Below are 24,993 nucleotides of genomic sequence, written 5' to 3' on the forward strand. Positions count from 1 at the left end.
AAGGGCCCCTTTTTGGGGCCTTTTTTTTATTGAAAAAAAGTTATACCAGCAAATTCACAACTGCTTAACAGCTTAAGTCTTTTAATATTTTTGCCTGTAACACCGCCTAAAGCAACAACTCTTTTTTTTGTTAAATTTGAAAAATATTTGAACTTGTTAATTCCTAGATAGTTTTTATTCTTTTTAAACAAAGAAGATAAGAAAATTTTATCAACTTTTTGAAGTTCTTTAATTCTAATTTCTTTAAGATTATGAGCTGATCCAATTAACTTAAAATTTTTTTTATGTGTAAAACTTAGATGATCAAAATTTTTATTAAATGATGGTATATATGCCCCATCTAATCCTAGTTTTATAGCTAATTTGATATTATTAGATAAATAAAATTTTAAGCCTCTTCTTTTGCAATAATTTTTAAATGTTAAAATTTTAAAGGAATCGATTTTTTCTAAATTATAATTTCTATAAATGATAATTGTTTGTTTATTTTGCTTTTCGATATTATTTGTATCAAAATTATTTATAAAGTAATATTTTGAATTTAAATTATAATGCATTTTACAGTCCAAAATTTAATTAACATCGAAAATAAAATTAAGTTAAATTTGAGTAATCTTGATATTCTTAATTTACCAAAGATTATAGCTGTATCCAAGACTTTTAAAATTGATAAAATTTTACCATTAATTGATCATGGGCATGCTGATTTTGGAGAAAATAAAATTCAAGAAGCTGTTGATAAGTGGACTGAAATTAAGTCAAATAATTCAAATATTAAACTTCATATGATAGGTAAATTACAAAGCAATAAAGTAAAATATGCGGTTAAATTATTTGATTATATCCATTCTATTGACAGTCAAAAACTTGCAAAAAAAATTGCCGATGAGCAAAAGAAAATTAATAAAAAAATAAAAATTTTTATTCAGGTAAATATTGGTAATGAGGAACAAAAATCTGGTATTAATAAAACTGAACTTGGCGATTTAGTTTTATATTGTAAAAAGATTAACTTAGATGTTGTTGGTTTAATGTGTATACCACCAGCTGATGAAGATTCTTCTGCCTATTTTAAAGAAATTAAATCATTAAACAATACTTTCGATTTTACCGAACTTAGTATGGGCATGTCCTCTGATTTTATAGAAGCTTCAAAAAATTCTGCCACTTATTTACGGATTGGGTCAAGTATTTTTGGTGAAAGACTTTAAGATATTTTTATTTTTGTATTTTTTCTAATTAGTTTTAACATAATTAAAAAATCTTTTTTCTTTAATGCAACACATCCCGCTGTAGGTTTAAAATTTTTAGTTAAATGTATAAATATACAACTCCCTAGGCCAACTTTAGGATTTTTTCTATTATAACTTATAGGAATGAATAAATCGTACTTGTCATCATTTCTTCTAAGTTTTTCATGTTTAATTTTGTTATTAATTTTGATCAGGCGATTATATTTTTTTGGATAACTAATATCATTACACCAACCCATATTTGTCTTAATCTCTATAGTTTCCAAAAAGGTTTTAGGTTTTTTTATTCTATCTTTTCTAAAAAATAATTTTTCAATTTTAAACGTACCTAGAGGGGTTTTGTAATCACCTTCTTTTTTTCTTCTCGTCACACCATTTTTTCCAATACAACACTTAAAATAAAATTCGTCTACTTGAAGTGTGTGTTTATTTTTTAAAAGAATTGTCATATTCTAATGATATATGAATAATCAAAATTTAATAGTTTTTCGATTTAATCTTTTATACCAAATACTTAAAGAGTTAGAAGAAGACATACATTTTAAAATTATAGAGATTTCAGATGAAAAAACTTTAACAAATGAAATTAAAAATTTAAACAATTATTTAATAATCACAAAAAAACAAATTTTAAAATTTAACAATCAATTTGTTTTAAATCAGTTACCAATTAAGCTTTTTAAGATGATTGAAAAATTAAATATTGAGTTTTTAAAACATCAATTTGTTGAGCAATCACAATTTATAATTAATAATTATATTATAGACATTAATGCTAGGGAAATATCTTCAAAAAATGTCAAACTAAAACTTACTGAAAAAGAAGTAAACACCATAATCTATCTTTCAAAAGAAAATAAACCTATAAGTATTAATGAATTACAATCTAAAGTTTGGGATTATCATTCTGATTTAGAAACACATACAGTTGAAACTCACATTTATAGACTTAGAAAAAAAATTTCTCAAAAGTTTTTAGATGATAACTTTATAATTAGTAAAAATAATGGTTATCAAATTAAATAAAAAAAACCCTATTATTAAAGACTTGTACTCCAAAAAGTTTAAACCAAAGGTAGTTAAACCTAAAAAGGGAAAGGGTAGTTTTAAAAGAAAGAAAATTTAGTTCTAAAGTCTTGCACCAATTTGTTGTATTACTTTAGATGACATCTCAGTACCTTTTTCTAAACTCTCTTTAATTGACAATTTATTAACGTATCCGTGTAGAAACCCAGCGGCAAAAAGATCACCAGCACCAGTAAGATCCAAAATCTTTAGATTTTGTTTTATACCTGTCTCTATTACTTCTTCACCTTTAATAGCAATGGCTCCTTTTTCACCTCTTGTAACAATTACTAATTTTTTAAGTTGCTTTGAAAAATTAATTACTTCATTAAAATCTTTTGCTTCAATTAGTGAGGTAATTTCTTGTTCATTTGCAAAAGTAATATCTAATTTATTTTTTACTAATTCTAAGAAATGAGGCTTATGTCTATCTACACAAAATTGATCTGAAAGAGACATGGCTACTTTATTCGCGATATTAATTGCTTTATCAAATGCTTTCTTGGGTTCCCCCTCATCCCATAAGTAACCTTCCAAAAATATTATCTCACTTTTTTGTATTGCATCAGGACAGACATCATTTTCATTAATTTTTCCTGCCGTTCCTAAAAAAGTACACATTGTTCTTTCCGAGTTTGGCGTAACCAATATTAAACATGTTCCAGTCGGTAATTCTTCTTTTTTTTTAGAATAAAAGAACTCTACATTTTCTTTTTTTAATCCTTCTTCATATTTACTACCAAATTCATCATTAGAAACCTTTCCTATAAAACTCACTTTATCTCCAAGTTGTGATATACCAACTATAGAGTTCGCAACAGATCCTCCAGAAACAGTTTTTTCAATTTTAAGATTTTTAATTAAATTTTTGAATTCACTTTCATCAAAAAATAATTTCATTGTGCTTTTTTGAAGATTATTTTGAGTAATAAAATTGTCATCAACTTTACAAATGACATCTACTATTGCATTTCCTATTCCTAAAATTTTCATATTAAGCTTTTTTTGTAATAACAGGTTTTTTTCTTTTTGGGTAGCAAGTAGTGCATATTTCACAAGTTAAACCATAACAATCTCTTGCCTTACAATATTCTCTGCCATAAAAAATTATTTGCAAATGAAGCTTGGACCAAGTTTTTTTAGGAAATATCCTTTTTAAATCCCTTTCAGTTTGAACTACATTTTTTCCATTTGTTAAACCCCACCTTTGTGCAAGTCTATGAATATGGGTATCAACTGCAAATGCTGGATATCCAAAACCCTGGGACATTACTACACTAGCTGTTTTGTGGCCAACACCAGGTAGTTTTTCCAGTTCATCAAATGTTTTAGGTACTTTGCCATTGTGTTTTTTCAAGATCTGTTTTGACATTAAATAGATACTTTTTGCTTTTATTCTGAAAATTCCAATTTTTTTAATTAATTTTTCAATTTTTTTTCTTCCTAATTTAACAAAATGCTCAGGTTTAAAATACTTTGGATAAATTTTTTTTGTAACATTATTTACATTTACATCTGTGCATTGTGCAGAAAGTAGGACTGAGATTAAAAGGGTAAAAGTATTTTTGCTTTTAAGAGGAACTGGGGTCTTAGGGTAAATTTTATTTAATATCTTAAGGATTATTTTTGATTTTTGTTTATCAACCATTTTTTACTCAATTTTCATTTTTATAAACGGCAGCTATAGAAAAATATTTTTTTTTATCTATTTCATTTTCTCCCTTAATATATCTTTTAAAATTAAAAATTTTTAAAAAATATAAAATATTAAAAAAATAACAGAGTAACCCATTATTCATTTTAAAAATATTTCTTGCTCTATAATTATTGCATTCACTGATGTAATAAATATTTTCTAATTTTAAATTGTTTAAATTTGCTAGATTTTTTAAATCGTTTTCATTATAACCAAGTCTTACATGTCCCGTCACTTCTTCTTTGGAAGGTTCTATAGACCAGCCAAATTTTTTAGCAAAGTTAATGTAGCTATCGTAGTAAGGAGTGGTAATTAATATATAGCCGCCTTTTTTTGTTGATCTTACTAGCTTCTCAAAAAAACCTTTATCATCAAATAAATGTTCAATAACCTCAGAAGACCAAACGAAATCATATTTATTAAAATACCAATCTTTTCTTAAATCTTGAGAGAAAGTATTAAAATTATTAAAATTTGAAAATTTATTTTTTTTCATTTTGTCATAATCAAAATCTATTCCTACGTATTTTGAATTTTTTACTGTACTATTTATATAACCAAAAAAATTTCCACCTCCGCAACCAACATCTAAAATATCAACACTATTTTTATTTTTATTTTTATTTATAAAATCTGATCCAAATGTAAATCTATCATTACTGTCTTGAGCTCTTGTTAAACTTAAATAAAATTTTGGTATATATCTCAGTAATATTTTTTCAATTTTTCTAAACATCAAAACTTAAAAGATCTCTCATAGAATATAATCCTGGTCTTTTTTTCATTAACCATTTAGAGGCAGTTAAAGCTCCATCAGAATAAAGTGCTCTATCAAAAGCCTCATGATTTAATGTTATTATTTCTTTTCCACTTGAGAATTTTACTTCGTGTTCTCCAATAATTTCCCCTTTTCTTAAAGAATTAAAATTAATTTTCTTCCCATAAGGAAAAGATTTTTTATTTAAAAATTTTTTACCAATTAAATTATACAAATTCTTATTTTTTCCATCTGCAATACCTTTACCTAACATTAAAGCTGTACCTGATGGATAATCTTTTTTATGTCGATGATGTACTTCAAAAATCTTGCTTAAATATTCATCATTCAATGACTTTGAAGTAATTTCAGTTAAATACATTAATAAATTTACACCTAAGCTCATATTACCAGCTTTTAAAATAGGTATTTTTTTTGAATATTTCTTAATTAAGTTTTCCTGGCTTCTATTAAAACCAGTTGTACCTATAACTACCCTTTTTTTTAGTCTTGTTGCTATTTTTAATATTTCAAGAGTGCAGGTTGGAACAGTAAAATCTATAATAATGTCAATTTTTTTAAAAGCTTTATCAGAATTTAACTCTGGTTTAATTCCGCCTAGACTTTTATTTATTAATTTATTCTCTGTAAGTGTAACTAGTTTAAAATTTTTATTTTTTTTTGATGACTTAATTAGTTGCTGGCCCATTCGTCCAAGACATCCAGAAATAGCTAAATTAATTTTTTTCATATATTTATAACTTTACCTTAATTTATTTTTAAACTCTTCATTTAATTTATTTACAACTATAGCCCAAGAATTATTTTTATGAGTAAAATCAGATCTTTCTTTTTTTAGATAATCAGGTTTATTTATAACCTTGTCTTTTAAAACATTAATCAATGAGTCAAACTTCGGCTCAACGACATGTAAATTATTAGTTTTTTTCTCAACACCTTCAATTTGATATCCCATACAATTATCAAAATAATCATCAGTAGCTCCTCCTTTTGTCACTAAAATTTGTGTCCCACATGCAGCTGCTTCTAAGGGTGGTAAATTGAAACCTTCTGCAAAATAAGGTGATACATAGCAATCTGAAATTGAATACAGTTCTCTTATCTCACTTTGAGTTAAATTTTCTGAAATAATTGTAATATCTTTCATCATATCATCGTTAATGGCTTTAAATTTTTTATTTAGCTCAGAATTCAATAATTTTTTAAAGAGATGGTTTGTACCTATTCCATATAAATTACTTTGATCTTTTAAAATTAACTTTAAATTTTTATTTTCTTTTTTTAAAATACCATAGGCAGCTATAAGTAGTTCAACACCTTTATTAGCAGTCATAGCTCCTATATTGGTCAATATGAAATCATCTGATTTAAATCCATATTTTTTTCTGACATCCTCTTTTCTTTCATCTGAAATAATATAAAAAGTATCTTGATCAATACCGTGATTTACAACAACAATTTGACTTTCACTAAAACCTGAGTTTATAAAACCTCCTTTAGTCCATTGGGTGGGTGTATGAATAAAAAGATTTTTATTTTTTTTTAATGCATCGAGCGTGTTGTTTTTATAGCAAGTCTCATCCACAAATTTATACTCACATATTCCATAAACAAATAATAATTTAGAATTAAATTTATCATCAAAGTCAAAAGGAAATGAAATTCTGTAAGTAATATCGTGTATTTGATCTTTGGTAGGCAAAGCAATTTTTTTAATTAAATTTTTTTTTTCTTCTATAAATCCACTTGAATTCATCTTTGTGTTCCATGTCTTTGATGAAAATGGTATATCTTTAAAATATAACTTATTAGACTTTAATAATTCTAAAATTTGCCATTGATTTACTAATGCAACAGAGTGATTAATTCCGCGCCACCCTTCTATAAGAATATTCATTTTGATAATTTATACGTTTTATAAAATTTTATATACTAATTTATAAAACCATCAATTCTTCCAAAAATCTTTTGCTTTTTGGAAGAATTTTTTAATGCTAGGATTTGATTTTTCATTCTCTATTTCCCTAAACTTTTCAAGTAATTCTTTTTGCTGTTTATTTAAAAAAACTGGAACTTCAGTATTTACTTGTACATAAAGATCACCATAATCTCCTCTTCTCATAAATGGCATCCCTTTACCTTTTAGTCTAAATTGTTTGCCATTTTGAGTACCGTCAGGAATTTTAATTTTTGCTTTACCACCATCAATAGTTGGAATTTCAATTGTTATTCCAAGTGCTGCGTCAGCTATTGAAATTGGAAATTCAAAAAATAAATTTTCGTCTGATCTTTTAAATAAATCATGTGAATTAACGTTTATAAATAGGTATAAATCACCTGTCGCTCCACCTCTACTTCCAGCCTCACCTTTGCCAGCTAATCTAATTCTTGTTCCGTCATCTACACCCTTAGGTATTGATACGGATATTTTCTTTGAAGTTTGCTTTTTACCTTGTCCGTTACAATCACCACAAGGGTTATTAATTTCTTCTCCATTTCCATTACATTGAGGACATGTTTGTTGAACAGTAAAGAAACCTTGATTAGATCTTATTTTACCATTTCCACCGCAATAAGTACATCTATCAGGTGAATAACCTGGTTTTGAACCATTTCCCTTACATGTATTACATTTTTCTGTTGTAGAAAATTTTATATCTTGTTTTTTACCTTGGTAGGCTTCTTCAAGTGTTATTGTTAGATCATACCTTAAATCAGATCCTCTGTTATTGGAACTTCTATTTCTCGATCTTCCACCGCCACCAAAATCACCAAAAAAATCTTCAAAAATATCTGAAAAATCTGCGCCACCAAAACCTCCAAAACCCCCACTTTGTCTTCCACCTCCATTTTCAAAGGCTGCATGACCAAAGTTATCGTAATTCTGTTTTTTTTCTTTGTCTGAGAGAATTCCGTAAGCTTCACTAGCTTCTTTAAATTTATCTTCTGCTGTTTTGTCACCAGGATTTTTATCAGGATGGTACTTAACAGCAAGTTTTCTATAGGCTGATTTTAATTCATCAGAAGATGCATTTTTACCAACACCCAAGACATCATAAAAATCCCTTTTAGCCATAAGTTATTTTAAGATGATACTTGTTGAAAATTTTAAGCGCTTTTTTCTTTGTCTTCTTCTTTATTTTCTTCTTTTACTTCCTCAAAATCTGCATCAACTACGTTATCGTCTTTTTTCCCTTCATCATTTTTTTTATTATCATCGGGTGAATCTGGTTTTTTTTCCTGAGATTTGTATATAGCTTCACCTAATTTCATTGAAGCCTGAACTAATGTTTCTGTTTTTTTCTTTATATCTTCATTATCAGATCCTTTTAAAGCTTCTTTTAAGCTAGACGATGCGTCTTCTATTGCTTTTTTTTCAGCATCAGTAATTTTAGATCCATGTTCTTTAAGATTTTTTTCAGTTGAATGGATTAATGTATCAGCTTGATTTCTTACGTCTACAGATTCTCTTTTCTTTTTATCTTCTTCTTTGTTAGCTTCAGCATCTTTAACCATTTTTTCAATCTCTTCCTCACTCAATCCTCCAGAAGCTTGGATTTGAATTTTTTGTTCTTTACCCGTTCCTTTGTCCTTAGCTGAAACACTAACAATTCCGTTTGCGTCAATGTCAAAAGCTACTTCGATTTGAGGAACCCCTCTTGGTGCAGGAGCAATACCAATTAACTCAAAATTACCTAACATTTTGTTATCAGCTGCCATTTCTCTTTCGCCCTGAAGTACTCTTATAGAAACCGCAGGTTGGTTATCCTCAGCTGTAGAAAATACTTGGCTCTTCTTTGTTGGTATTGTTGTATTTTTTTCAATTAGTTTAGTCGATACACCACCCAAAGTTTCAATACCTAGAGATAAAGGGGTAACATCTAAAAGAAGCACATCTTTTACATCACCTTGAAGTACTCCTGCTTGAATAGCTGCACCCATTGCTACAACTTCATCAGGGTTAACACTTTTATTTGTGTCTTTTCCAAAAAAATTTTTAACTTCAGCCAGAACTTTAGGCATTCTAGTCATCCCACCAACCATTACAATTTCATCAATCTCACTTGCTGAAATCCCCGCATCTTTAAGAGCTGTTTTGCATGGTGGTAAAGTTTTAGCTATTAAATCCTCAACAAGAGCTTCTAGTTTTGCCCTAGTCATTTTTAAATTAATATGTTTTGGACCTGTTTTATCAGCAGTGATAAAAGGTAAATTAATATCTGTTTGTTCTGCAGACGAAAGTTCTATTTTAGCTTTTTCTGCAGCCTCTTTTAGTCTTTGAAGTGCAAGTTTATCTGACGTTAAATCAATTCCATTATCTTTTTTAAATTCTGCAACTAGATAATCTACAATTGAATTATCAAAATCTTCACCACCTAAAAAGGTATCTCCATTTGTAGATTTAACTTCAAAAACACCGTCTCCTAACTCAAGAATAGATACATCAAAAGTTCCACCACCTAAATCATATACAGCAATTTTTTTATTTTGTTTTTTGTCTAAACCATACGCTAGAGAAGCTGCCGTTGGTTCATTGATAATTCTTAAAACTTCAAGACCTGCAATTTTTCCAGCATCTTTAGTTGCTTGTCTTTGAGCGTCATTAAAATATGCAGGAACTGTAATTACAGCTTTTGTAACTTCTTGACCTAAATATTTTTCAGCAGTTTCCTTCATTTTTTGAAGAATGAAAGCAGAAATTTGAGATGGCGAATATTTTTCTCCTTTTGCTTCAATCCAAGCATCACCTTTTTCCGAATTTACTATTTTAAAAGGTGCAGCTGCTATATCTTTTTTTACCGTAGGGTCTTCAAAATTTCTTCCAATTAATCTTTTAACTGCAAAAATTGTATTTTCAGGATTTGTTACAGCTTGTCGTTTAGCTGGCTGACCAACTAGTTTTTCACCATCATCTGTAAAAGCTACAACTGATGGAGTCGTTCTTGCGCCTTCAGTATTCTCCAATACTTTTGGTTGGCTACCTTCCATAATTGATACACATGAGTTCGTTGTACCAAGATCTATTCCAATAATTTTGCTCATAATTTAAATTCCTAACTTCATATATGTGTTAATATTAATTCTTCAAGCTCAACAAATGTAATTATTTGTTTAAATTTTCCTTATTTTCCTCACTTTTATCATCATTATTTTTTGACTTTTTAGACACACCAACTAAAGAGGGTCTAAGTAATCTGTCTTTTATCATGAAACCTTTTTGAACTTCTTGAACAATCGTTCCAGGTTCTTTTAGATCATCTTCTATTTCCATCATAGCTTGATGTAAATTTGGATCTAATTTTTTATTAAGACAATCAATTGGTTTAATATTATTTTTAGTAAAGATAGAGATTAAATCTTTATTAATTATATCAAAATGTTCCAAAGTTTTTTTTAAGGCCTCGGTACCTTTAAGACTTTCATCATTTTCTAAAATTAATTTTGATCTTGCAAGGTTATCAATTAAATTTAAAGCTTCTTTTGCAAACATAAAACCCCCGTAATCAAATGCATCATCTTTTTCTTTTTCAAACCTTCTTCTTTGGTTTTCCATTTCAGCAAAAGTTCTTGCAAGCTTATCTTCCAATTCTTTTATTTTATCCTCAGGCGATAATTCTATTTTTTCTTGTACATTTTTGCTTTCTTCTGGCTTATCGTCAGATTGTTTATTAGCCCTGATTTCTTTATTCGATGTTTCAGCAGTAGTATTTTCGTGATTTATGTTTTCCTCTTTTTCCATAACAGCATATATGGTAAGAAAACTCAGAATTGCTAGGTATTAATGGAAAAAATTTCAAAATTGCTTATTGGCACCAATAACAAGGGAAAATACAAGGAAATCAAAGATTTACTTCCAAAATACATTAAAACGCACTCAACAACTGAATTTAAGCTTAAGAGTCCAAGAGAAGATGGACGCACATTCGAAGAAAACTCAATCATAAAATCAAAATATTTTTCAAAAAAAACAAAATTAACATGTCTTGCAGATGACTCAGGACTTGAGATAGATATTTTAGATAAAAATCCAGGAATTTATTCAGCTAGATGGGGTGGAAAAAAGAGTGATTTTAAAAAAGCTATAATTAAAGTGTATAGGGAATTAACCAAAAGAGATAAAAATTGGAAACAAAAAAAAATAAAAGCAAGATTTATTTGTGCATTATCAATTTGTTATTTAGATAAAAAAATAATAACTGTTTTAGGTAAAGTTGAAGGGTATATCTCAACTATACCCAAAGGTAAAAATGGTTTTGGTTATGATCCAATATTTGTTCCTAAAAATAAAATAAAAACATTTGGAGAGATGAGCTCTTTACAAAAATATAAAATAGATCATCGTTATAATGCATTTAGAAAAATTAAAAAATTTTTATAAAATTTTTGTCTTCAATTTTGTAAAAATTTAATCTGTGATTGATTTTATTATTTTTGATATCAAAAATACCTATTTTACCTTTAAATGAATTTTTAACTTTAAAAAGTTTATTGGTGTTAGAAAAATTATTTTTTAAAGATAGGTAGTAAACAAGTCCTACCAAATCATAACTTAACAAAGATAAATGTGATGGATACTCTTTAAACTCTTTAAAAAATTTTTGTTTATAATTCTCAAAATTATTCCTGTTTATTGATGGAAAGTATAAAGGTTGAATATCTATTTCATTTAATAAGCTTTTATTAAACCACTGATTTAATGTTATGAAGTATTTTTGTTTAGGTGATACGTCAGTATATAATAATGATGTAGTTACACTTTTTAAACTTTCATCGAAATCTGCAATAATTATTGAATCAAAATTTAAACCACCTAATGTATATCTTTGTTCAAGTTTTTTGATTTTTTTTTCTTTGTTTGTTTGATTTGAGCTCTTTATTCTAAGAATTTCATCCTCTAAATTTTGTTTTCTAATTTTGTAATTTGTGATTTCTTCAATTTGTTTAGTTAACTTTGTAGGTTCAGTACTATAATCATAATTTTTGAATATTTTTATTTTTGAATTTTTAATCCCTTTTTTTACTTCGAATTCATAATCTTGTATTGGTGAAAGGAAAATAGTTTTTTTTAAATTATTCTGTTTTATAAATTTTTTTATAGTATTCAGCTGAGAGGTTGAATTAATTCCTGCAGAAATTACATTTTTTGGTAAGTCTATAGTTTTATTTGTTAAGGATAAAAAAGTAACATCCATTACTTCATCTAAATATTTTAAGTTTTTATGAAATATGGGGCCTACTACTACTTTTATACCCATCTCTTTTAATTCAAGAGCAGACTGGAGAGTTTTATTGGGAATTGATGCAGTGTCTTTCGGAACAACCTCAATCAAATCATTGTTAATATCTCTTATTGCTAGTCTAACAGCTTTAATAATTGATTGACCTAAATCTTTATTGGAGCCTGTCATTGGCACCAAAAGACCAATTTTTAATTTTTCAGATGCTGTTGCTAAATTTAATAATAATGGAAAGACCAAAATAGTTAAAAAAATAATTTTAATAAATTTATTCATTTTAATGATAGTATAATATTTTTTAAGCTTAATTATGATCATTAAATCAAAACCTATACTAAAAGATAATGAAAATGGTCTTTATTTGGTATCAACTCCAATTGGAAATTTAAAAGACATTACCTTTAGAGCTATTGAAATACTTAAAAAATCTTCTTATATCCTTTGTGAAGATACAAGAGTTTCAAAAAATTTATTAGACAAATATGACATAAAGTCAAAATTGATCTCAAATCATAAATTTAATGAAACAAAAAATTTAAATAAAATAATTGAACTTTTAAAATCTGGCGAAATAATTTCATTAATTTCTGATGCTGGAACACCCAGTATTTCTGATCCAGGTGCAATCTTAGTTAATGAGTGCATTAAAAATGATATCAAAATTATTCCTATACCAGGACCATCTGCTGTTGCTGCAGCAGTTTCAATAAGTGGTTTTTCAGAAAAATTTTTCTTTTATGGATTTTTACCTGATAAAAAACAAAATTTGTTAAATGAACTTAAGAAACTCTCAAAATTTGACAACTCTCTTGTTTTTTTTATTTCTCCAAAAAAAATTAATAAAGTAATACCTGATTTAAAAACTAATTTTAGTGGTAGAAAAATAGTATTTTGTAGAGAAATTTCAAAATTATATGAGGAGTTTATAAGACAAAATATAGACGATCTTAAACCATTTGTTAAAGAACCCAAAGGAGAGCTAACAGTGGTAATTTCTGAAAAAAAAAAAGATAAAAATACTTCACAAGTATTAAGTGAATCAGATAAGATTATTATAAATAAAATGATTAATAAATTAAGCATAAAAGAAATAACAAATTTTATTAATCATAATAGAGATATTTCAAAAAAAGAAATTTACAATTATTGTTTAAAATTAAAAAATGAAAAATAAATTAATAAAAATAATTTTTTTCTTTGTGCTCTTATCAGGATGTGTGGGAGTTTCATCAAAGGGAATTTTTGGAACAGGTGTATCTGTTGCATTAGATCCTAGGACAGTAGGGACTCAAATGGATGATTCTATAATGCAAAAAAATTTAGCAACTCGAATTTTGGTTAAGGATAAAAAATATCTTCTTTCTGTAAAATCTAAAGTTCTTGATGGAAGAATATTTTTAACTGGTAAAGTTGATAATCCAGAAGAAAAATTGTTATTAACCAAGTTAGCTTGGGAAACAAAAGGTACTAGATCTGTCCGAAATGATATAAAAATTAAAGAACAATTTAATTTTAAAAGATCTGCAAAAGATGTTTTAATTACCTCACAACTCCGAACAGCTTTAATCTTAAATAAAAATATAAAAGCAACTAATTATCAAATCGATACTTATAAGAAAAAAATTTATATCTATGGAATTGCATTAACTTCCAATGAAAAAGATTTAGTGATAAGTGAAGCTAAAGAAATATTAGATGTAAAAGATGTTATTGCTAGTATTTTACTTGTTGAAGATTTAAGAATTCAAAAAGATTGATTATTTTTTATAATCAATAATATCTGCAGAATAAGCTGCAATAGAAGCTAAATTAATTAGATCAGATGTAGAAGATCGTAAAGGAGCAATTTCAATTGGTAACCCAATTCCGATCAGCAAAGGCCCTATGACCTTAGTATCCCCTAATGTTTTCATCATTTTATATGATATTGCTGCACTATGTTGTCCTGGCATAATTAAAATATTTGCCTTTCCAACAATTTTTGAAAAAGGGTAAAGTTCCTCATATTCCGAATTAAGAGCCACATCTGGTTGCATGTCTCCATCAAACTCAAAATCTACTTTTTTTTCTTTTAAAAGATCAACAGCATTTCTTATATGTTTTGTTCGGCTCGTAAGAGGCTGACCAAATGTAGAATGAGAAACGAAAGCTACTTTGGGTTCAAAACCAAATAACCTAACCACCCTTGCTGTAGATATTGCAATTTCTGCCATTTGTTCTGATGTTGGATATTCATGAACACTTGTATCACCAACAAAAATAGTTTTCCCTTTGTGAACTACCATATTGAGACCAAACATAATTTCTCCAGCTCTTGCATCAACTACTTGTTTAATTTTATCAAGTGATGCTCCAAAACGTCTTGTGTTTCCAGTCACTGCTCCATCTGCATCACCACAAGCGACCATACTTGTCGCCCATATAACTCTGTCATTTCTTACCAGTCGATCACAATCTCTTTCTAAAAGACCCTGTTCTCTTTGTAATTTTTGAAATAAATGTTTTACATACTTATTTCTTTTCTTAGCATCTTTAGAATTAACAATCTCAATGTCAAAATTTTCGTTGTAACCAATATTTTTTATTTGTTCTTTTATTTTATCTTCTTTTCCAATAAGAATTGGAATACCCAATTTTGAATTTTTAAATGCTATTGCAGCTTTAAGTGTATTTTCATCTTCACCGTCTGCAAACACAATTTTCTTTTGATTTTTTTTAATATAAGAATTTATTCCTTGCATTATAGTTACCGTCGGATCAAGTCTTTGTTTCAATTGATCTCTATAAATATCAAGATCCTCAATATTTTTTCTTGCAACCCCAGTTTCCATTGCAGCTTTTGCTACAGCCGCTGGGATTATGCTGATTAATCTTGGATCAAATGTAGATGGTATAATATAATCTTTTCCATAGTGTGGTCTTTCACCCCCCATAGCTGCAACAACCTCATCAGGAACATCTTCTCTTGCGAGTTTTGCAATAGCTTGAGCTGCTGCAACTTTCATTTCCTCATTAATGGTCTTTGATCTAACATCTAATGCACCTCTAAAAATATAAGGAAAACCAATCAAATTATTTACTTGATTTGGATAATCCGATCTACCAGTTGCAATAATTGCATCGTCCCTTACATCATTAATTTCTTCAGGGTTAATTTCAGGATCTGGATTAGCGCAAGCAAAAATTATAGGTTTTTTTGCCATTTTTTTTACATGTTCTTTTTTAAGAGCTCCTTTTGCTGACAATCCAAGAAAAACATCAGCACCATTTATTGCTTCATCAAGTGTTCTTAATTTTGTTTCATTTGCGTATCTAGATTTCCATTGATCAATTCCACCATTCCTTCCTTTGTAGATAACTCCTTTTCTATCTAACATTATTATATTTTTACTTTTAACTCCGGAATTTTTAAAAAGTTCAGTACATGCTTGAGCAGATGCGCCTGCACCATTTACAACTACCTTTATTTCTTCAATTGATTTACCCGTAATATCTAGAGCATTAAATAAAGCTGCAGTTGTAATTATTGCAGTTCCATGTTGATCGTCATGAAAAACTGGAATATCTAATATTTCTTTTAATTTTTGCTCAATTATAAAACAATCTGGTGCAGCGATATCCTCTAGGTTTATTCCACCAAAACTAGGTGCAAAGTTTTTAATAGATTTAATAATTTCTTCTGCATCTGAACAATCAATTTCAAGATCAATAGAATCTATATCTGCAAATCTTTTAAATAATACTGCCTTACCTTCCATCACTGGTTTTGATGCAAGAGCTCCTAAATTACCCATTCCTAAAATTGCAGAGCCATTGCTAATTACGGCAACTAAGTTTCCTTTGCTTGTATAATCATAAGCAGCCTCAGGGTTTTCACTTATCATTTTGACAGGAGCAGCTACTCCCGGAGAATATGCTAAAGCAAGATCTCGCTTAGTTGTCATATTTTTTGATGAAATTATCTCAATCTTCCCAGGTTTTTTATCTTTATGAAAATCTAAAGCTTCTTTGTCAGTGTAATGATCAATCTTTGTTTTTTTCATTTTAGTTCAATTATTTTAATTCAATTCTATTTGTACTTTTTTTAAAAATTTTTATTATTTGTAATATTTGACCTATATACTCTTATAATAAATATACAATTAGGGTAAAATTAAGACTAATATGATTTATGAACTTACTTAAGTCAACAGGTACATTCGGCTTCTATACTATAATAAGTAGGTTGCTTGGTTATTTAAGAGATATTTTAATAGCAATATTTCTTGGGACAGGAATGCTAGCTGATGCTTTCTTTGTGGCATTTAGAATTCCAAATACTTTTAGAAGATTGTTTGCAGAGGGTACTTTTAATGCGGCATTTGTTCCAAGTTATTCATCAGAAATAACTAGAGGAAAAAAACAATCAAATAAATTTGCAAACGATATTTTTAATCTTCTTTTTTTAGGGTTGTTATTTTTAACAATAATTATTGAGATTTTCATGCCTGCATTTGTTTCAATTATTGCCCCAGGATTTGTTAGTGATTTAGAAAAAATGGAGGTAGCAATAAACTTAACAAGGATTTCTTTTCCTTTTTTAATTTTTATTTGTTTAGCATCATTTTTTTCTGCGATTCTTAATTCACATAATAAGTTTGCAGCTGCATCTGCGGCGCCAATAATTTTGAATATTGTTTTAATTTTAGTATTAATTTTTTCTAAATCTTTGGGTGATCAATTAGTTTATTATTTGTCTTATGGTGTTTCTTTAGCTGGTTTTTTACAATTAATATTTTTATATAAATATGTATCAAAATATTATTCGTTAAAATTTACTCTCAAGTTAAAGGTAAATAATAATGTTAAGTTTTTTTTTAAAAAACTTTTACCAAGTATTTTTTCTTCTGGAGTAACTCAAATTAATATTTTAATTGGAACAATAATTGCATCATTTCAAACAAGTGCAGTTTCTTATTTATATTATGCAGATAGGATTTATCAAATTAATCTAGCTATAGCTGGTATTGCGATTGGTGTTGTTATACTTCCACAGTTATCAAGACATATCCAATCTAGAAAAAAAAATAAGATTTTGCTTATACAAAATAAAGCTCTTGAACTAAGTTTATTTTTAAGTCTTCCAGCAACTATCGCTTTAATTATTGGGTCAGAACAAATTGTTTCAGCTTTATTTGGTTATGGGTCTTTTAATGAAAATTCAGTGAATAACTCAAGTTTAGCTTTATATTATTTTGCATTAGGTTTGCCTGCTTTTGCTTTTATAAAAGTTTTTTCAAGTTTTTTCTTTGCAAACCATGATACCAAAACTCCTTTTCACATTTCTTTGATTGCAGTAATGCTTAATATTTTTATTAGTGTTTATTATTTTAGTGAAATTGGTTTTATAATAATTCCAATAGCAACATCTATTTCATCTTGGTTTAATTCAATATTGTTATTTTTATTTTTAAAGAACAAAAAATTATTTTATTTCAATCAAATATTTTTTATTAGATTTATCAAAATAATTTTTGCTTCAATTCTCATGGGTTTATTTTTTAACTTTTTGTTAAATTTTTTTCAAAATCAATTAGTATTTAATCAATCAATTAAATCTTTATATTTGGTTTTATCTGTTATATTAGGATTATTGTTTTATTTAATTGTGTGTTATTTCATCAAAGCTTTTCAAATGAGTGATATTAAATTAAAGTATTAATTCTATGGGTAAAAAAATATTTTCTGGTGTTCAACCCACAGGTAATCTTCATTTAGGAAATTATTTGGGGGCCATAAAAAACTTTGTAGATTTAAATAATGATAAAGATAACGAATGCATTTTTTGTGTTGTTGATTTACACGCCATTACAGTTAAACAAGACCCTAAAGAATTAAAAAATAATATTAGAGAAACTGTTGCAACTTTTATAGCAAGTGGAATAGATCCAAAAAAAAGTATAATTTTTAATCAATCTAGAGTGACCGCTCATGCCGAAGGAGCATGGATATTAAGTTGCGTTGCTAGAATGGGATGGTTAAATAGAATGACCCAATTTAAAGAGAAAGCTGGTAAAGACAAAGAAAAAGCTAGTATCGGATTATATTCTTATCCAGTTCTAATGGCAGCTGATATTCTTTTATATGATGCTACCCATGTTCCTGTGGGTGATGATCAAAAGCAACATTTGGAACTATGTAGAGACATAGCTCAAAAATTTAATAATGATTTTGAGGTAGAAAATTTTCTTCAAGTTCCTGAACCATTAATACAAAAAGAGTTTTCAAGGATAATGAGTTTAAAAGATGGTTCAAAAAAAATGAGTAAATCAGAATTATCAGATTTAAGTAGAATAAATTTAACAGATGATAAAGATCAAATAATAAGTAAAATAAAAAAAGCAAAAACTGATCCATTACCTATGCCGCAAGATATAAATGAACTTGATGATAGGCTGGAGGCAAAAAATCTTTTAGGAATTTATTCAAGCTTGACTAATACCACATTACAAAATTCAGTAAAAAGTTTTGCAGGTAAAAATTTTTCAGAATTTAAAGAAAGTTTAGCAGCAGAGTTAGTAAGTAAAATTGAACCTATTTCAAAAGATATAAAAAAACTTTTAGAAGACAAAAAGTATCTTGATGAAATTCTTCTAGAAGGGGCTGAAAAAGCTAATATGATTGCTTCCAAAAAGATTGAAAGTATTAAAGAAATAGTGGGTTTTTAAAAAAAATTTATAATCAAGTTTTAATTTTTGAAATATAAACTATATATAATTTATGTTCGTTCAAACAGAAGCAACACCAAATCCAAATGCATTAAAATTTCTTCCTGGGAAGAATGTTTCAAATAGTGGTCCTTATGAGATTACAAATAAAGAAAATACTCATAATGAATTAGCAAGAAATATATTGTCTGTAAATGGTGTTGAGGGTATTTTTTTAGGACAAGATTTTATTTCAGTAAACAAGAATGAGAATATTAATTGGGAAGAGATAAAACATATCGTAATTTCCTTAATAAATGATTTTTATGCAGATGGTAAAGAGTTTGTAATTGGTGAAAATACAAAAGAGGAAGTGTCAGATTTAAGTGAAATTGAAGAAAAAATAGTAAAAATCCTAGAACAAAAAATTAGACCAGCAGTAGCTAGAGATGGTGGAGATATTAAGTTTAAAGAATTCAAAGATGGCATAGTAAAAGTACAACTACAGGGAAGCTGTTCAGGTTGCCCAAGCTCTACAATGACTTTAAAGCAAGGAGTTCAAAATCTTTTATGTCACTATCTACCCGAAGTAAAAGAAGTAATTGCTATATAGAATTAAAAAATGAGATTAAAAAAAATTAAAAATTTGAATTTGTTTAAAGAAAAAAGTTTGAACAATTTATTAAGAATGGTTTTAAGCAGTTTTTTAATGATTTCTTTTTTTTATATCACACCAATTTTTTTAAATTTTACACAAAAAAATTTTAATAACAAAGAATTCACCAACAATTCAAAACAAGTACTGGCTTATACACTTAATAATGGGCCTAAAAATCAAGATGAGGAAATAAATGAAGATGATTTATTGTTTGATATTTTTAGTCTAAATGATCTTGAGTCTGACACAGTGAGATTAAGTGCCTCAACTATAAAACAATTATTTGAAGATACTGGCTATAATTTACAAGATGTAAGAAAAAAGAAATTGGTTAAACCTGTGGCTCTTACTTTGCTACCTGAAGAAATCAAAATGATTGAAAATGTAAAAAAAAGAAAAGAACTTTTCATTCAAATCGTCCTGCCTCTGATAATTCAAGAAAACAACAATATTAGATTAGATCGAAAGATTCTTTTTAGTATAATTAACAAAAGTAATAATACTGTTTCAGAAAAAAATTGGCTTGAAAAAAAATACAAACAATATGGAGTGAATTCCAGAGATCTATTGGTATTGAAAATTAGGATGGATGAAATACCTACGTCCTTGGCAATAGCACAAGCTGCAAAGGAAACTGGCTGGGGAACTTCAAGATTTGCTCAAGAAGGTAACGCACTGTTTGGACAGTGGACGTGGTCAGGAGAGGGATTAAAACCTAAAGATGCTGAAAAAGGTAAAGGTCATAAAGTTATGAAATTTAATGTTCTTCAGGCATCAGTGAGAGCATATCAAAGAAATTTAAACACACATTCAACGTATAAAAATTTTAGAAAAGCTAGAGCGGAGTTAAGAGATTCTGGCAAACCATTAGATAGCATTGAGTTATCAAAATATTTAAACAAATATGCTGAAACAGGAAATCAATACGTTGAGGTTTTGCAAAAAATAATTAAGCAAAATAAATTAAAAGATTTTGATGATGCAAAATTATTACCTTCAAGTATTGATTTGGAAAGTCTAATTTAGTTACTTTGAATTGGAAACTGAACACCAAACCATCGCCATTTACCTTTATCATTTAAAGAACAATTAATTCTACCTCTTCTTGGAACAAATGGGCCTCTAAATTTTATAGTTAATGTATTATCGTTTAAAATTATTTTAGATCTTTCCCACTTATCTAATTCATTGGAATAACAATTAATATTTTTAATATTATCTTGTTTGTTAAAAAATTTAACTTTGAATTTAGGGGGATTATTTTCTACTGATAATTTTTTTTCAACAGGAAGTAATTGTTCATATTCAAGTGGAAATGAATCTATAATAGAATTAAATCTTTTTAATTCTCCATAATTTTCATTAATTGGAAATCTAGGTAGTTCAAATTTATCTTTATTTAAATCAATTACTCCAGAATGTTGACCAAAAGCATAATCAAAATTTTGAGAAATATAATCTCTCATAAATTTTGAATATTCGCCAAAAGGATAAGAAAATAAATTTGGTATATATCCTAAATTTTTTAGAAATATCTCATTTGCTTTTTCTATATCTGAGATAAAAAAATCATTATCTTCATCAATAAGATATTCATGAGAATGTGAGTGGTGCCCTATTACTGTAAATTTTTCAGCACCAACTTCCTTGATCTGTTTCCAATTCATGTATCCTTTTTTACCAATGGGCTCTGTTGAAACAAACAAAACAAAAGGTATTTTATTTTTTTTTAAATATGGCCACGCTTCAAGATAGAAAGATAGAAAAGCATCATCAATTGTTATAAGAATTTCTTTATTTGTTTTTGGTGTAGAAAAATTTTCCTCAAATTTTTTAGGATTGGAAAAAGTATAATTAGAGTTTTTAACTGTCTCCATCTGTTTCTTAAAAACATCCATTTGAACGTTTGTAGATGGATATTTGTGTTCATTAAAACGATGGTACATTAATGATAAAATACCTTCGTCACCAGAATAATATTTGATATTATTTTCATCTGAAATAGAATTCTTACTTATAAACAAAATAAAAATGAATAAACTTATTATAGATGTTGCTAATGAAAAAATTTTTCTAATGGTTATCACTAATTTAAGTATTTATAATATTACACATGAGAATACTAAAAATAATTATGAAAAATTAACAATAATTATTAATGATTTTCTCTTATCAAAAAATCTTAAAATCGCTGATATAAATGCAATTTACATCAATATGGGTCCAGGAAGCTTTGCTGGTATAAGAAATTCAATATCTGTTGTTAAAGCTTTTAATATAGTAAAAAATATTGACTATTACTGTTACAATTTGGATGATTTTAAAGATGAGAAAGATTTAAGTTATGAAAATATACCTGATTTATGTAAAAAACATGAAATTAAAAAAAATTTGATTAATCCTATTTATATAAGTTAAAATTAAATATGTCTGAAACTATTGAAGAAAAATGTTTGTCAAAGGGTGTAAAGTTAACTGATCAACGTAAAATAATTGCGCAAGTAATGTCTCAATCAACTGACCATCCTGATGTAGATGAATTATATAACAGAGTTTCTAAAATTGACCCAAAGATAAGCATTGCAACTGTTTACAGAACTGTAAAATTATTTGAAGAATCAGGAATATTAGCCAAGCATGAATTTAAAGGCGGTAAAGCAAGATACGAAGAATTAAATGAAGGACACCACGATCATTTAATAGATGTCAAATCAGGTGAAATTATTGAATTTGTGGATGAGGAAATTGAAAAACTTCAAAAAAAAGTAGCAGAAAAATATGGCTACAAGCTAGTAGACCATAAACTTGAATTATATGGGGTAAAGAAAAAATCCTAATCAATGAAACAAAAAATTTTTATTAAAACATTTGGTTGTCAAATGAATGAGTACGACTCAAATAGAATATATGACTCAGTAAAAAAAATTGGTTATGAAAAAACAGAAAATTATGATGATGCAAATTGTTATTTGCTAAATACATGTCATATACGAGATAAAGCAAAAGAAAAAGTTTACCATGAAATTGGAAGAGTTAAAAAGATTTTTAGATCAAAAAAAAAACCATTAGTAATTATAGCTGGATGCGTTGCACAGGCAGAAAATCAGGAAATGCTCAAAAGAGAACCTTACATTGACCTTGTTATTGGACCACAAGCATATCATAAAATTAATGATATAATTTTGAATCACACATACAAAAAAAAAGCTGAAGAAACAGAATTTGATGCAATTTCAAAATTCGAATATTTTAATAAAATTAAAAACAATTCTGGAAAAATTTCTTCATTTTTAACAATCCAAGAAGGTTGTGATAAGTTCTGCCATTTTTGTGTGGTACCGTACACAAGAGGCCCGGAATATTCTAGACCATTTAAACAAATTTTGGATGAGGCTAAATATTTGGCAGACTCAGGCACCCAAGAAATAATTTTGCTAGGACAAAATGTAAATGCTTATAATAATGAAAAATATAGATTATCAGATTTAATATTAGAAATCGAAAAATATTCTGACATTAAAAGAATTAGATATACAACATCCCATCCAAAAGATATGTCGCATGATTTAGTTGAAGTTTATAAACATTCAAAAAAACTTATGCCACTGGTTCATTTACCAGTTCAAAGTGGGTCTAATAAAATTTTAGATCTTATGAATAGAAAACACACTATTAATGAATATTATAAAATTTACGACCAGTTAAAGGAAATTAACTCTAATATACAATTTTCTAGTGATTTTATAATAGGTTATCCAGGTGAAGAAGAAGAGGATTTTAATTCTACAATTAAGCTTATTCAAAAGATTAAGTTTATAAATTCCTATTCTTTTATTTTTAGTCCAAGACCAGGTACAGTTGCTGCAGATTTAAAGCTGAATGATAAAAAAATTTCCATGGAAAGATTAGAAAAAATTCAAAGCCAGTTGTATGACAATCAGATGCATATGAATAAATCATTGGAGGATAAAACAATTAATGTTTTAGTTGAGAATTTAACAGATGATAAAACTCAAGTATTTGGTCGATCTGAATATATGACATCAGTTATTTTTAATGGTAAAAAAGAGGATATTGGAAAAATTGTGGCTGTAAAAATTAATAAAAGTAATCGAAGTACTTTGTTTGGTGAAAGAGATTTCAGCTCTAATCAAAAGGTAGCATAGAAATTGAGCAGTTTAATAAAAAAAAATACTGACGCATCATTAAAGTTTGTTTACTCGGACAATAATTCTCTAAGTGTTATTTTTCATGATAATGAGCTTTTAATAGGTGTGGTAGGTGAGTTTAATAAAAATTTAAAAGAATTAGAAAAAATTACAGAAACAAGCCTATATTCAAGAGGCAACTCAATTCTAATTAAGTCTAATCCTGAAAAAAACGAAATAGTTAAAAATGCCATAAAGTTTCTTGCCAATCAATTTATTAATAATGGCAGTATTGAAAACAAGGACATAGTCTCTTCAGTAGATAATTTTATGATTAATGAAAAAGTTAAAAATAATAATGTTACGGATATAATTAAGACTCCAAAAAAATCAATTATACCAAGATCAGAAAAACAAAAAGATTATGTTAGAGCTTTAAGACAAAGCGACATAATAATTTCAGCAGGTCCAGCAGGAACTGGTAAAACATTTTTAGCAGTAGCCGTAGGTCTTACGATGTTATTAGAAAAAAAAATTGAAAGAATAATTTTATCCAGACCAGCAGTAGAAGCAGGAGAAAGGTTAGGATTTTTACCTGGTGATATGAAGGAGAAAGTTGATCCTTATTTAAGACCTTTGTACGATTCTTTATACGACCTTTTCGATTTTGAAAAAATTCAAAGAATGATTGAAATTGGTGATATTGAAATAGCACCACTTGCTTTTATGAGAGGAAGAACTCTAAAAAATTCATTTGCAATTTTAGATGAATCCCAAAATGCAACCGATACTCAAATTAAAATGTTTTTAACTAGAATAGGAGAAAATTCTAAAATAGTTGTAAATGGAGATCCAACCCAAATTGATTTGCCAAATAAAAATATGTCAGGGTTAGTTAGATCAAAAGAATTATTGGGTCATTTAAATGAAATATCTGTTGTTGATTTTGATCATTCGGACGTAGTTAGGCACCCACTTGTCTCCAAAATAGTTAAAGCCTACTCAAAAAATGATTAGTATTGAAGTTTTCTCAGAGGAGAAAGCCTGGTCAAAAAAAATTAGAAAAAAAGAACTTTTTTTCAAAGAAATTTGCAAAGTGTTTCCAGCAAAATATCGATTTCTCAATAAGAAAATAACCCTTACTTTACTTCTTTCAAATAATAGATGTATCAAAAAATTAAATAAAAACTTTAGAAATAAAAATAAGTCTACAGATATTTTGTCATTTCCTTTATCTAAAAAAACATTGATATCTAAAAAAACTTATATTGGAGATATTATAATTAGTTATAACTTCATGAACAAACCCAGATCGCAAAATATTAAAAATTTCAAGGAAAAAGTAATAAAAACTTTTATACACGGATTTCTTCACCTACTAGGTTTTGATCATATTAAAGATAAAGATTATAAAAGAATGCTTGGCGAGGAAGAAAAAATATATAAATCAGTAATTTCAAAGATTAACTAG

28 protein-coding genes are annotated in these 24,993 nt (G+C 27.5%); 15 read left to right on the forward strand and 13 right to left on the reverse strand.

The features are described 5' to 3' along the window. Positions 1-26: 26 nt before the first annotated feature. On the reverse strand, positions 27-557 hold the full coding sequence (locus ACIJYB_RS07360; RefSeq protein WP_435150963.1) for a thiamine phosphate synthase: 531 nt from the start codon (positions 555-557) through the stop codon (positions 27-29). On the opposite strand from ACIJYB_RS07360, the gene ACIJYB_RS07365 reads away from it, so the two are divergent. Then, positions 552-1,211, forward strand: coding sequence for a YggS family pyridoxal phosphate-dependent enzyme (locus ACIJYB_RS07365; RefSeq protein ID WP_435150965.1), 660 nt, complete (start codon positions 552-554; stop codon positions 1,209-1,211). The genes ACIJYB_RS07360 and ACIJYB_RS07365 overlap by 6 nt on opposite strands. On the opposite strand, the gene ACIJYB_RS07370 is transcribed toward ACIJYB_RS07365, so the two are convergent. Further along, positions 1,208-1,702: a L,D-transpeptidase family protein gene (locus ACIJYB_RS07370; protein WP_435150967.1), complete on the reverse strand. Its 495-nt coding sequence runs from the start codon at positions 1,700-1,702 to the stop codon at positions 1,208-1,210. The two genes, ACIJYB_RS07365 and ACIJYB_RS07370, sit on opposite strands and share 4 nt — an antisense overlap. A gap of 13 nt (positions 1,703-1,715) precedes the next feature. Here ACIJYB_RS07370 and ACIJYB_RS07375 point away from each other — a divergent pair, with 13 nt between their 5' ends. Next, positions 1,716-2,279, forward strand: coding sequence for a winged helix-turn-helix domain-containing protein (locus ACIJYB_RS07375; RefSeq protein WP_435150969.1), 564 nt, complete (start codon positions 1,716-1,718; stop codon positions 2,277-2,279). After that, positions 2,260-2,379: an alternative ribosome rescue factor ArfA gene (arfA, locus tag ACIJYB_RS07380; protein WP_435150971.1), complete on the forward strand. Its 120-nt coding sequence runs from the start codon at positions 2,260-2,262 to the stop codon at positions 2,377-2,379. The genes ACIJYB_RS07375 and arfA overlap by 20 nt, the downstream gene beginning before the upstream one ends. Before the next feature lie 2 nt (positions 2,380-2,381). Here the strand turns inward: arfA and ACIJYB_RS07385 are convergent, their stop codons facing one another. The 8 genes from ACIJYB_RS07385 to ACIJYB_RS07420 form a co-directional block, all read right to left on the reverse strand. After that, complete coding sequence (locus tag ACIJYB_RS07385; RefSeq protein WP_435150973.1) at positions 2,382-3,311, reverse strand: adenosine kinase; 930 nt, start codon at positions 3,309-3,311, stop codon at positions 2,382-2,384. Position 3,312: 1 nt separating this feature from the next. Beyond that, complete coding sequence (gene nth / locus ACIJYB_RS07390; protein WP_435150974.1) at positions 3,313-3,966, reverse strand: endonuclease III; 654 nt, start codon at positions 3,964-3,966, stop codon at positions 3,313-3,315. Between the two features lie 7 nt (positions 3,967-3,973). Next, positions 3,974-4,750 (reverse strand): class I SAM-dependent methyltransferase, encoded by a 777-nt coding sequence (locus tag ACIJYB_RS07395; protein ID WP_435150976.1) that lies wholly within the window; start codon positions 4,748-4,750, stop codon positions 3,974-3,976. Then, positions 4,743-5,522 carry a 4-hydroxy-tetrahydrodipicolinate reductase gene (gene dapB / locus ACIJYB_RS07400; RefSeq protein ID WP_435150978.1) on the reverse strand — a complete coding sequence of 260 codons (780 nt, stop codon included), beginning with the start codon at positions 5,520-5,522 and terminating at the stop codon, positions 4,743-4,745. Before dapB ends, ACIJYB_RS07395 begins: the two co-directional genes overlap by 8 nt. 12 nt (positions 5,523-5,534) lie before the next feature. Beyond that, a complete protein-coding gene (locus ACIJYB_RS07405) occupies positions 5,535-6,689 on the reverse strand; it encodes a glycosyltransferase (protein ID WP_435150979.1) in 1,155 nt (384 codons plus the stop codon). A 51-nt stretch (positions 6,690-6,740) separates the two neighbouring features. Beyond that, on the reverse strand, positions 6,741-7,868 hold the full coding sequence (gene dnaJ, locus ACIJYB_RS07410; RefSeq protein ID WP_435150981.1) for a molecular chaperone DnaJ: 1,128 nt from the start codon (positions 7,866-7,868) through the stop codon (positions 6,741-6,743). 32 nt (positions 7,869-7,900) lie between these two features. After that, the gene (gene dnaK, locus ACIJYB_RS07415; protein WP_435150982.1) at positions 7,901-9,835 is read right to left on the reverse strand and encodes a molecular chaperone DnaK; all 1,935 of its coding nucleotides are present in this window, start codon (positions 9,833-9,835) and stop codon (positions 7,901-7,903) included. A gap of 61 nt (positions 9,836-9,896) precedes the next feature. Further along, a complete protein-coding gene (locus tag ACIJYB_RS07420) occupies positions 9,897-10,532 on the reverse strand; it encodes a nucleotide exchange factor GrpE (protein ID WP_435150983.1) in 636 nt (211 codons plus the stop codon). 42 nt (positions 10,533-10,574) lie between these two features. Between ACIJYB_RS07420 and rdgB the strand changes: the two genes are divergently transcribed. After that, positions 10,575-11,171 (forward strand): RdgB/HAM1 family non-canonical purine NTP pyrophosphatase, encoded by a 597-nt coding sequence (rdgB, locus tag ACIJYB_RS07425; protein ID WP_435150985.1) that lies wholly within the window; start codon positions 10,575-10,577, stop codon positions 11,169-11,171. Here the strand turns inward: rdgB and ACIJYB_RS07430 are convergent. After that, the gene (locus ACIJYB_RS07430) at positions 11,155-12,348 is read right to left on the reverse strand and encodes an ABC transporter substrate-binding protein (RefSeq protein ID WP_435150986.1); all 1,194 of its coding nucleotides are present in this window, start codon (positions 12,346-12,348) and stop codon (positions 11,155-11,157) included. The genes rdgB and ACIJYB_RS07430 overlap by 17 nt on opposite strands. On the opposite strand from ACIJYB_RS07430, the gene rsmI reads away from it, so the two are divergent. Both rsmI and ACIJYB_RS07440 read left to right on the forward strand, forming a co-directional pair. After that, a complete protein-coding gene (gene rsmI / locus ACIJYB_RS07435; protein ID WP_435150988.1) occupies positions 12,341-13,204 on the forward strand; it encodes a 16S rRNA (cytidine(1402)-2'-O)-methyltransferase in 864 nt (287 codons plus the stop codon). The two genes, ACIJYB_RS07430 and rsmI, sit on opposite strands and share 8 nt — an antisense overlap. After that, positions 13,194-13,787, forward strand: a complete 594-nt coding sequence (locus ACIJYB_RS07440) for a BON domain-containing protein (RefSeq protein ID WP_435150989.1) — start codon at positions 13,194-13,196, stop codon at positions 13,785-13,787. The genes rsmI and ACIJYB_RS07440 overlap by 11 nt, the downstream gene beginning before the upstream one ends. On the opposite strand, the gene ACIJYB_RS07445 is transcribed toward ACIJYB_RS07440, so the two are convergent. After that, on the reverse strand, positions 13,788-16,073 hold the full coding sequence (locus ACIJYB_RS07445; RefSeq protein ID WP_435150990.1) for an NADP-dependent malic enzyme: 2,286 nt from the start codon (positions 16,071-16,073) through the stop codon (positions 13,788-13,790). Positions 16,074-16,201: 128 nt separating this feature from the next. Between ACIJYB_RS07445 and murJ the strand changes: the two genes are divergently transcribed. The 4 genes from murJ to ACIJYB_RS07465 are packed head-to-tail and all read left to right on the forward strand — an operon-like array spanning position 16,202 to position 20,400. Further along, the gene (gene murJ / locus ACIJYB_RS07450; protein WP_435150992.1) at positions 16,202-17,731 is read left to right on the forward strand and encodes a murein biosynthesis integral membrane protein MurJ; all 1,530 of its coding nucleotides are present in this window, start codon (positions 16,202-16,204) and stop codon (positions 17,729-17,731) included. A gap of 4 nt (positions 17,732-17,735) precedes the next feature. Beyond that, positions 17,736-18,737 carry a tryptophan--tRNA ligase gene (gene trpS / locus ACIJYB_RS07455; RefSeq protein WP_435150993.1) on the forward strand — a complete coding sequence of 334 codons (1,002 nt, stop codon included), beginning with the start codon at positions 17,736-17,738 and terminating at the stop codon, positions 18,735-18,737. A 52-nt stretch (positions 18,738-18,789) separates the two neighbouring features. Then, positions 18,790-19,329 (forward strand): NifU family protein, encoded by a 540-nt coding sequence (locus ACIJYB_RS07460; protein ID WP_435150995.1) that lies wholly within the window; start codon positions 18,790-18,792, stop codon positions 19,327-19,329. 9 nt (positions 19,330-19,338) lie between these two features. Then, on the forward strand, positions 19,339-20,400 hold the full coding sequence (locus tag ACIJYB_RS07465) for a glucosaminidase domain-containing protein (RefSeq protein WP_435150997.1): 1,062 nt from the start codon (positions 19,339-19,341) through the stop codon (positions 20,398-20,400). Here the strand turns inward: ACIJYB_RS07465 and ACIJYB_RS07470 are convergent. Beyond that, complete coding sequence (locus ACIJYB_RS07470; protein WP_435150998.1) at positions 20,397-21,398, reverse strand: polysaccharide deacetylase family protein; 1,002 nt, start codon at positions 21,396-21,398, stop codon at positions 20,397-20,399. The genes ACIJYB_RS07465 and ACIJYB_RS07470 overlap by 4 nt on opposite strands. Positions 21,399-21,405: 7 nt before the next feature. On the opposite strand from ACIJYB_RS07470, the gene ACIJYB_RS07475 reads away from it, so the two are divergent. The 5 genes from ACIJYB_RS07475 to ybeY are packed head-to-tail and all read left to right on the forward strand — an operon-like array spanning position 21,406 to position 24,993. Beyond that, a complete protein-coding gene (locus ACIJYB_RS07475) occupies positions 21,406-21,792 on the forward strand; it encodes a peptidase M22 (RefSeq protein ID WP_435151000.1) in 387 nt (128 codons plus the stop codon). Between the two features lie 8 nt (positions 21,793-21,800). After that, positions 21,801-22,211, forward strand: a complete 411-nt coding sequence (locus ACIJYB_RS07480) for a Fur family transcriptional regulator (protein ID WP_435085997.1) — start codon at positions 21,801-21,803, stop codon at positions 22,209-22,211. A 3-nt stretch (positions 22,212-22,214) separates the two neighbouring features. Further along, positions 22,215-23,540: a tRNA (N6-isopentenyl adenosine(37)-C2)-methylthiotransferase MiaB gene (gene miaB, locus ACIJYB_RS07485; RefSeq protein ID WP_435151001.1), complete on the forward strand. Its 1,326-nt coding sequence runs from the start codon at positions 22,215-22,217 to the stop codon at positions 23,538-23,540. Between the two features lie 3 nt (positions 23,541-23,543). Beyond that, a complete protein-coding gene (locus ACIJYB_RS07490; RefSeq protein ID WP_435151003.1) occupies positions 23,544-24,539 on the forward strand; it encodes a PhoH family protein in 996 nt (331 codons plus the stop codon). Further along, positions 24,532-24,993, forward strand: coding sequence for an rRNA maturation RNase YbeY (gene ybeY, locus ACIJYB_RS07495; RefSeq protein ID WP_435151005.1), 462 nt, complete (start codon positions 24,532-24,534; stop codon positions 24,991-24,993). The genes ACIJYB_RS07490 and ybeY overlap by 8 nt, the downstream gene beginning before the upstream one ends.

This window comes from Candidatus Pelagibacter bacterium nBUS_44 (assembly GCF_051200895.1).
Taxonomy (GTDB): domain Bacteria; phylum Pseudomonadota; class Alphaproteobacteria; order Pelagibacterales; family Pelagibacteraceae; genus Pelagibacter.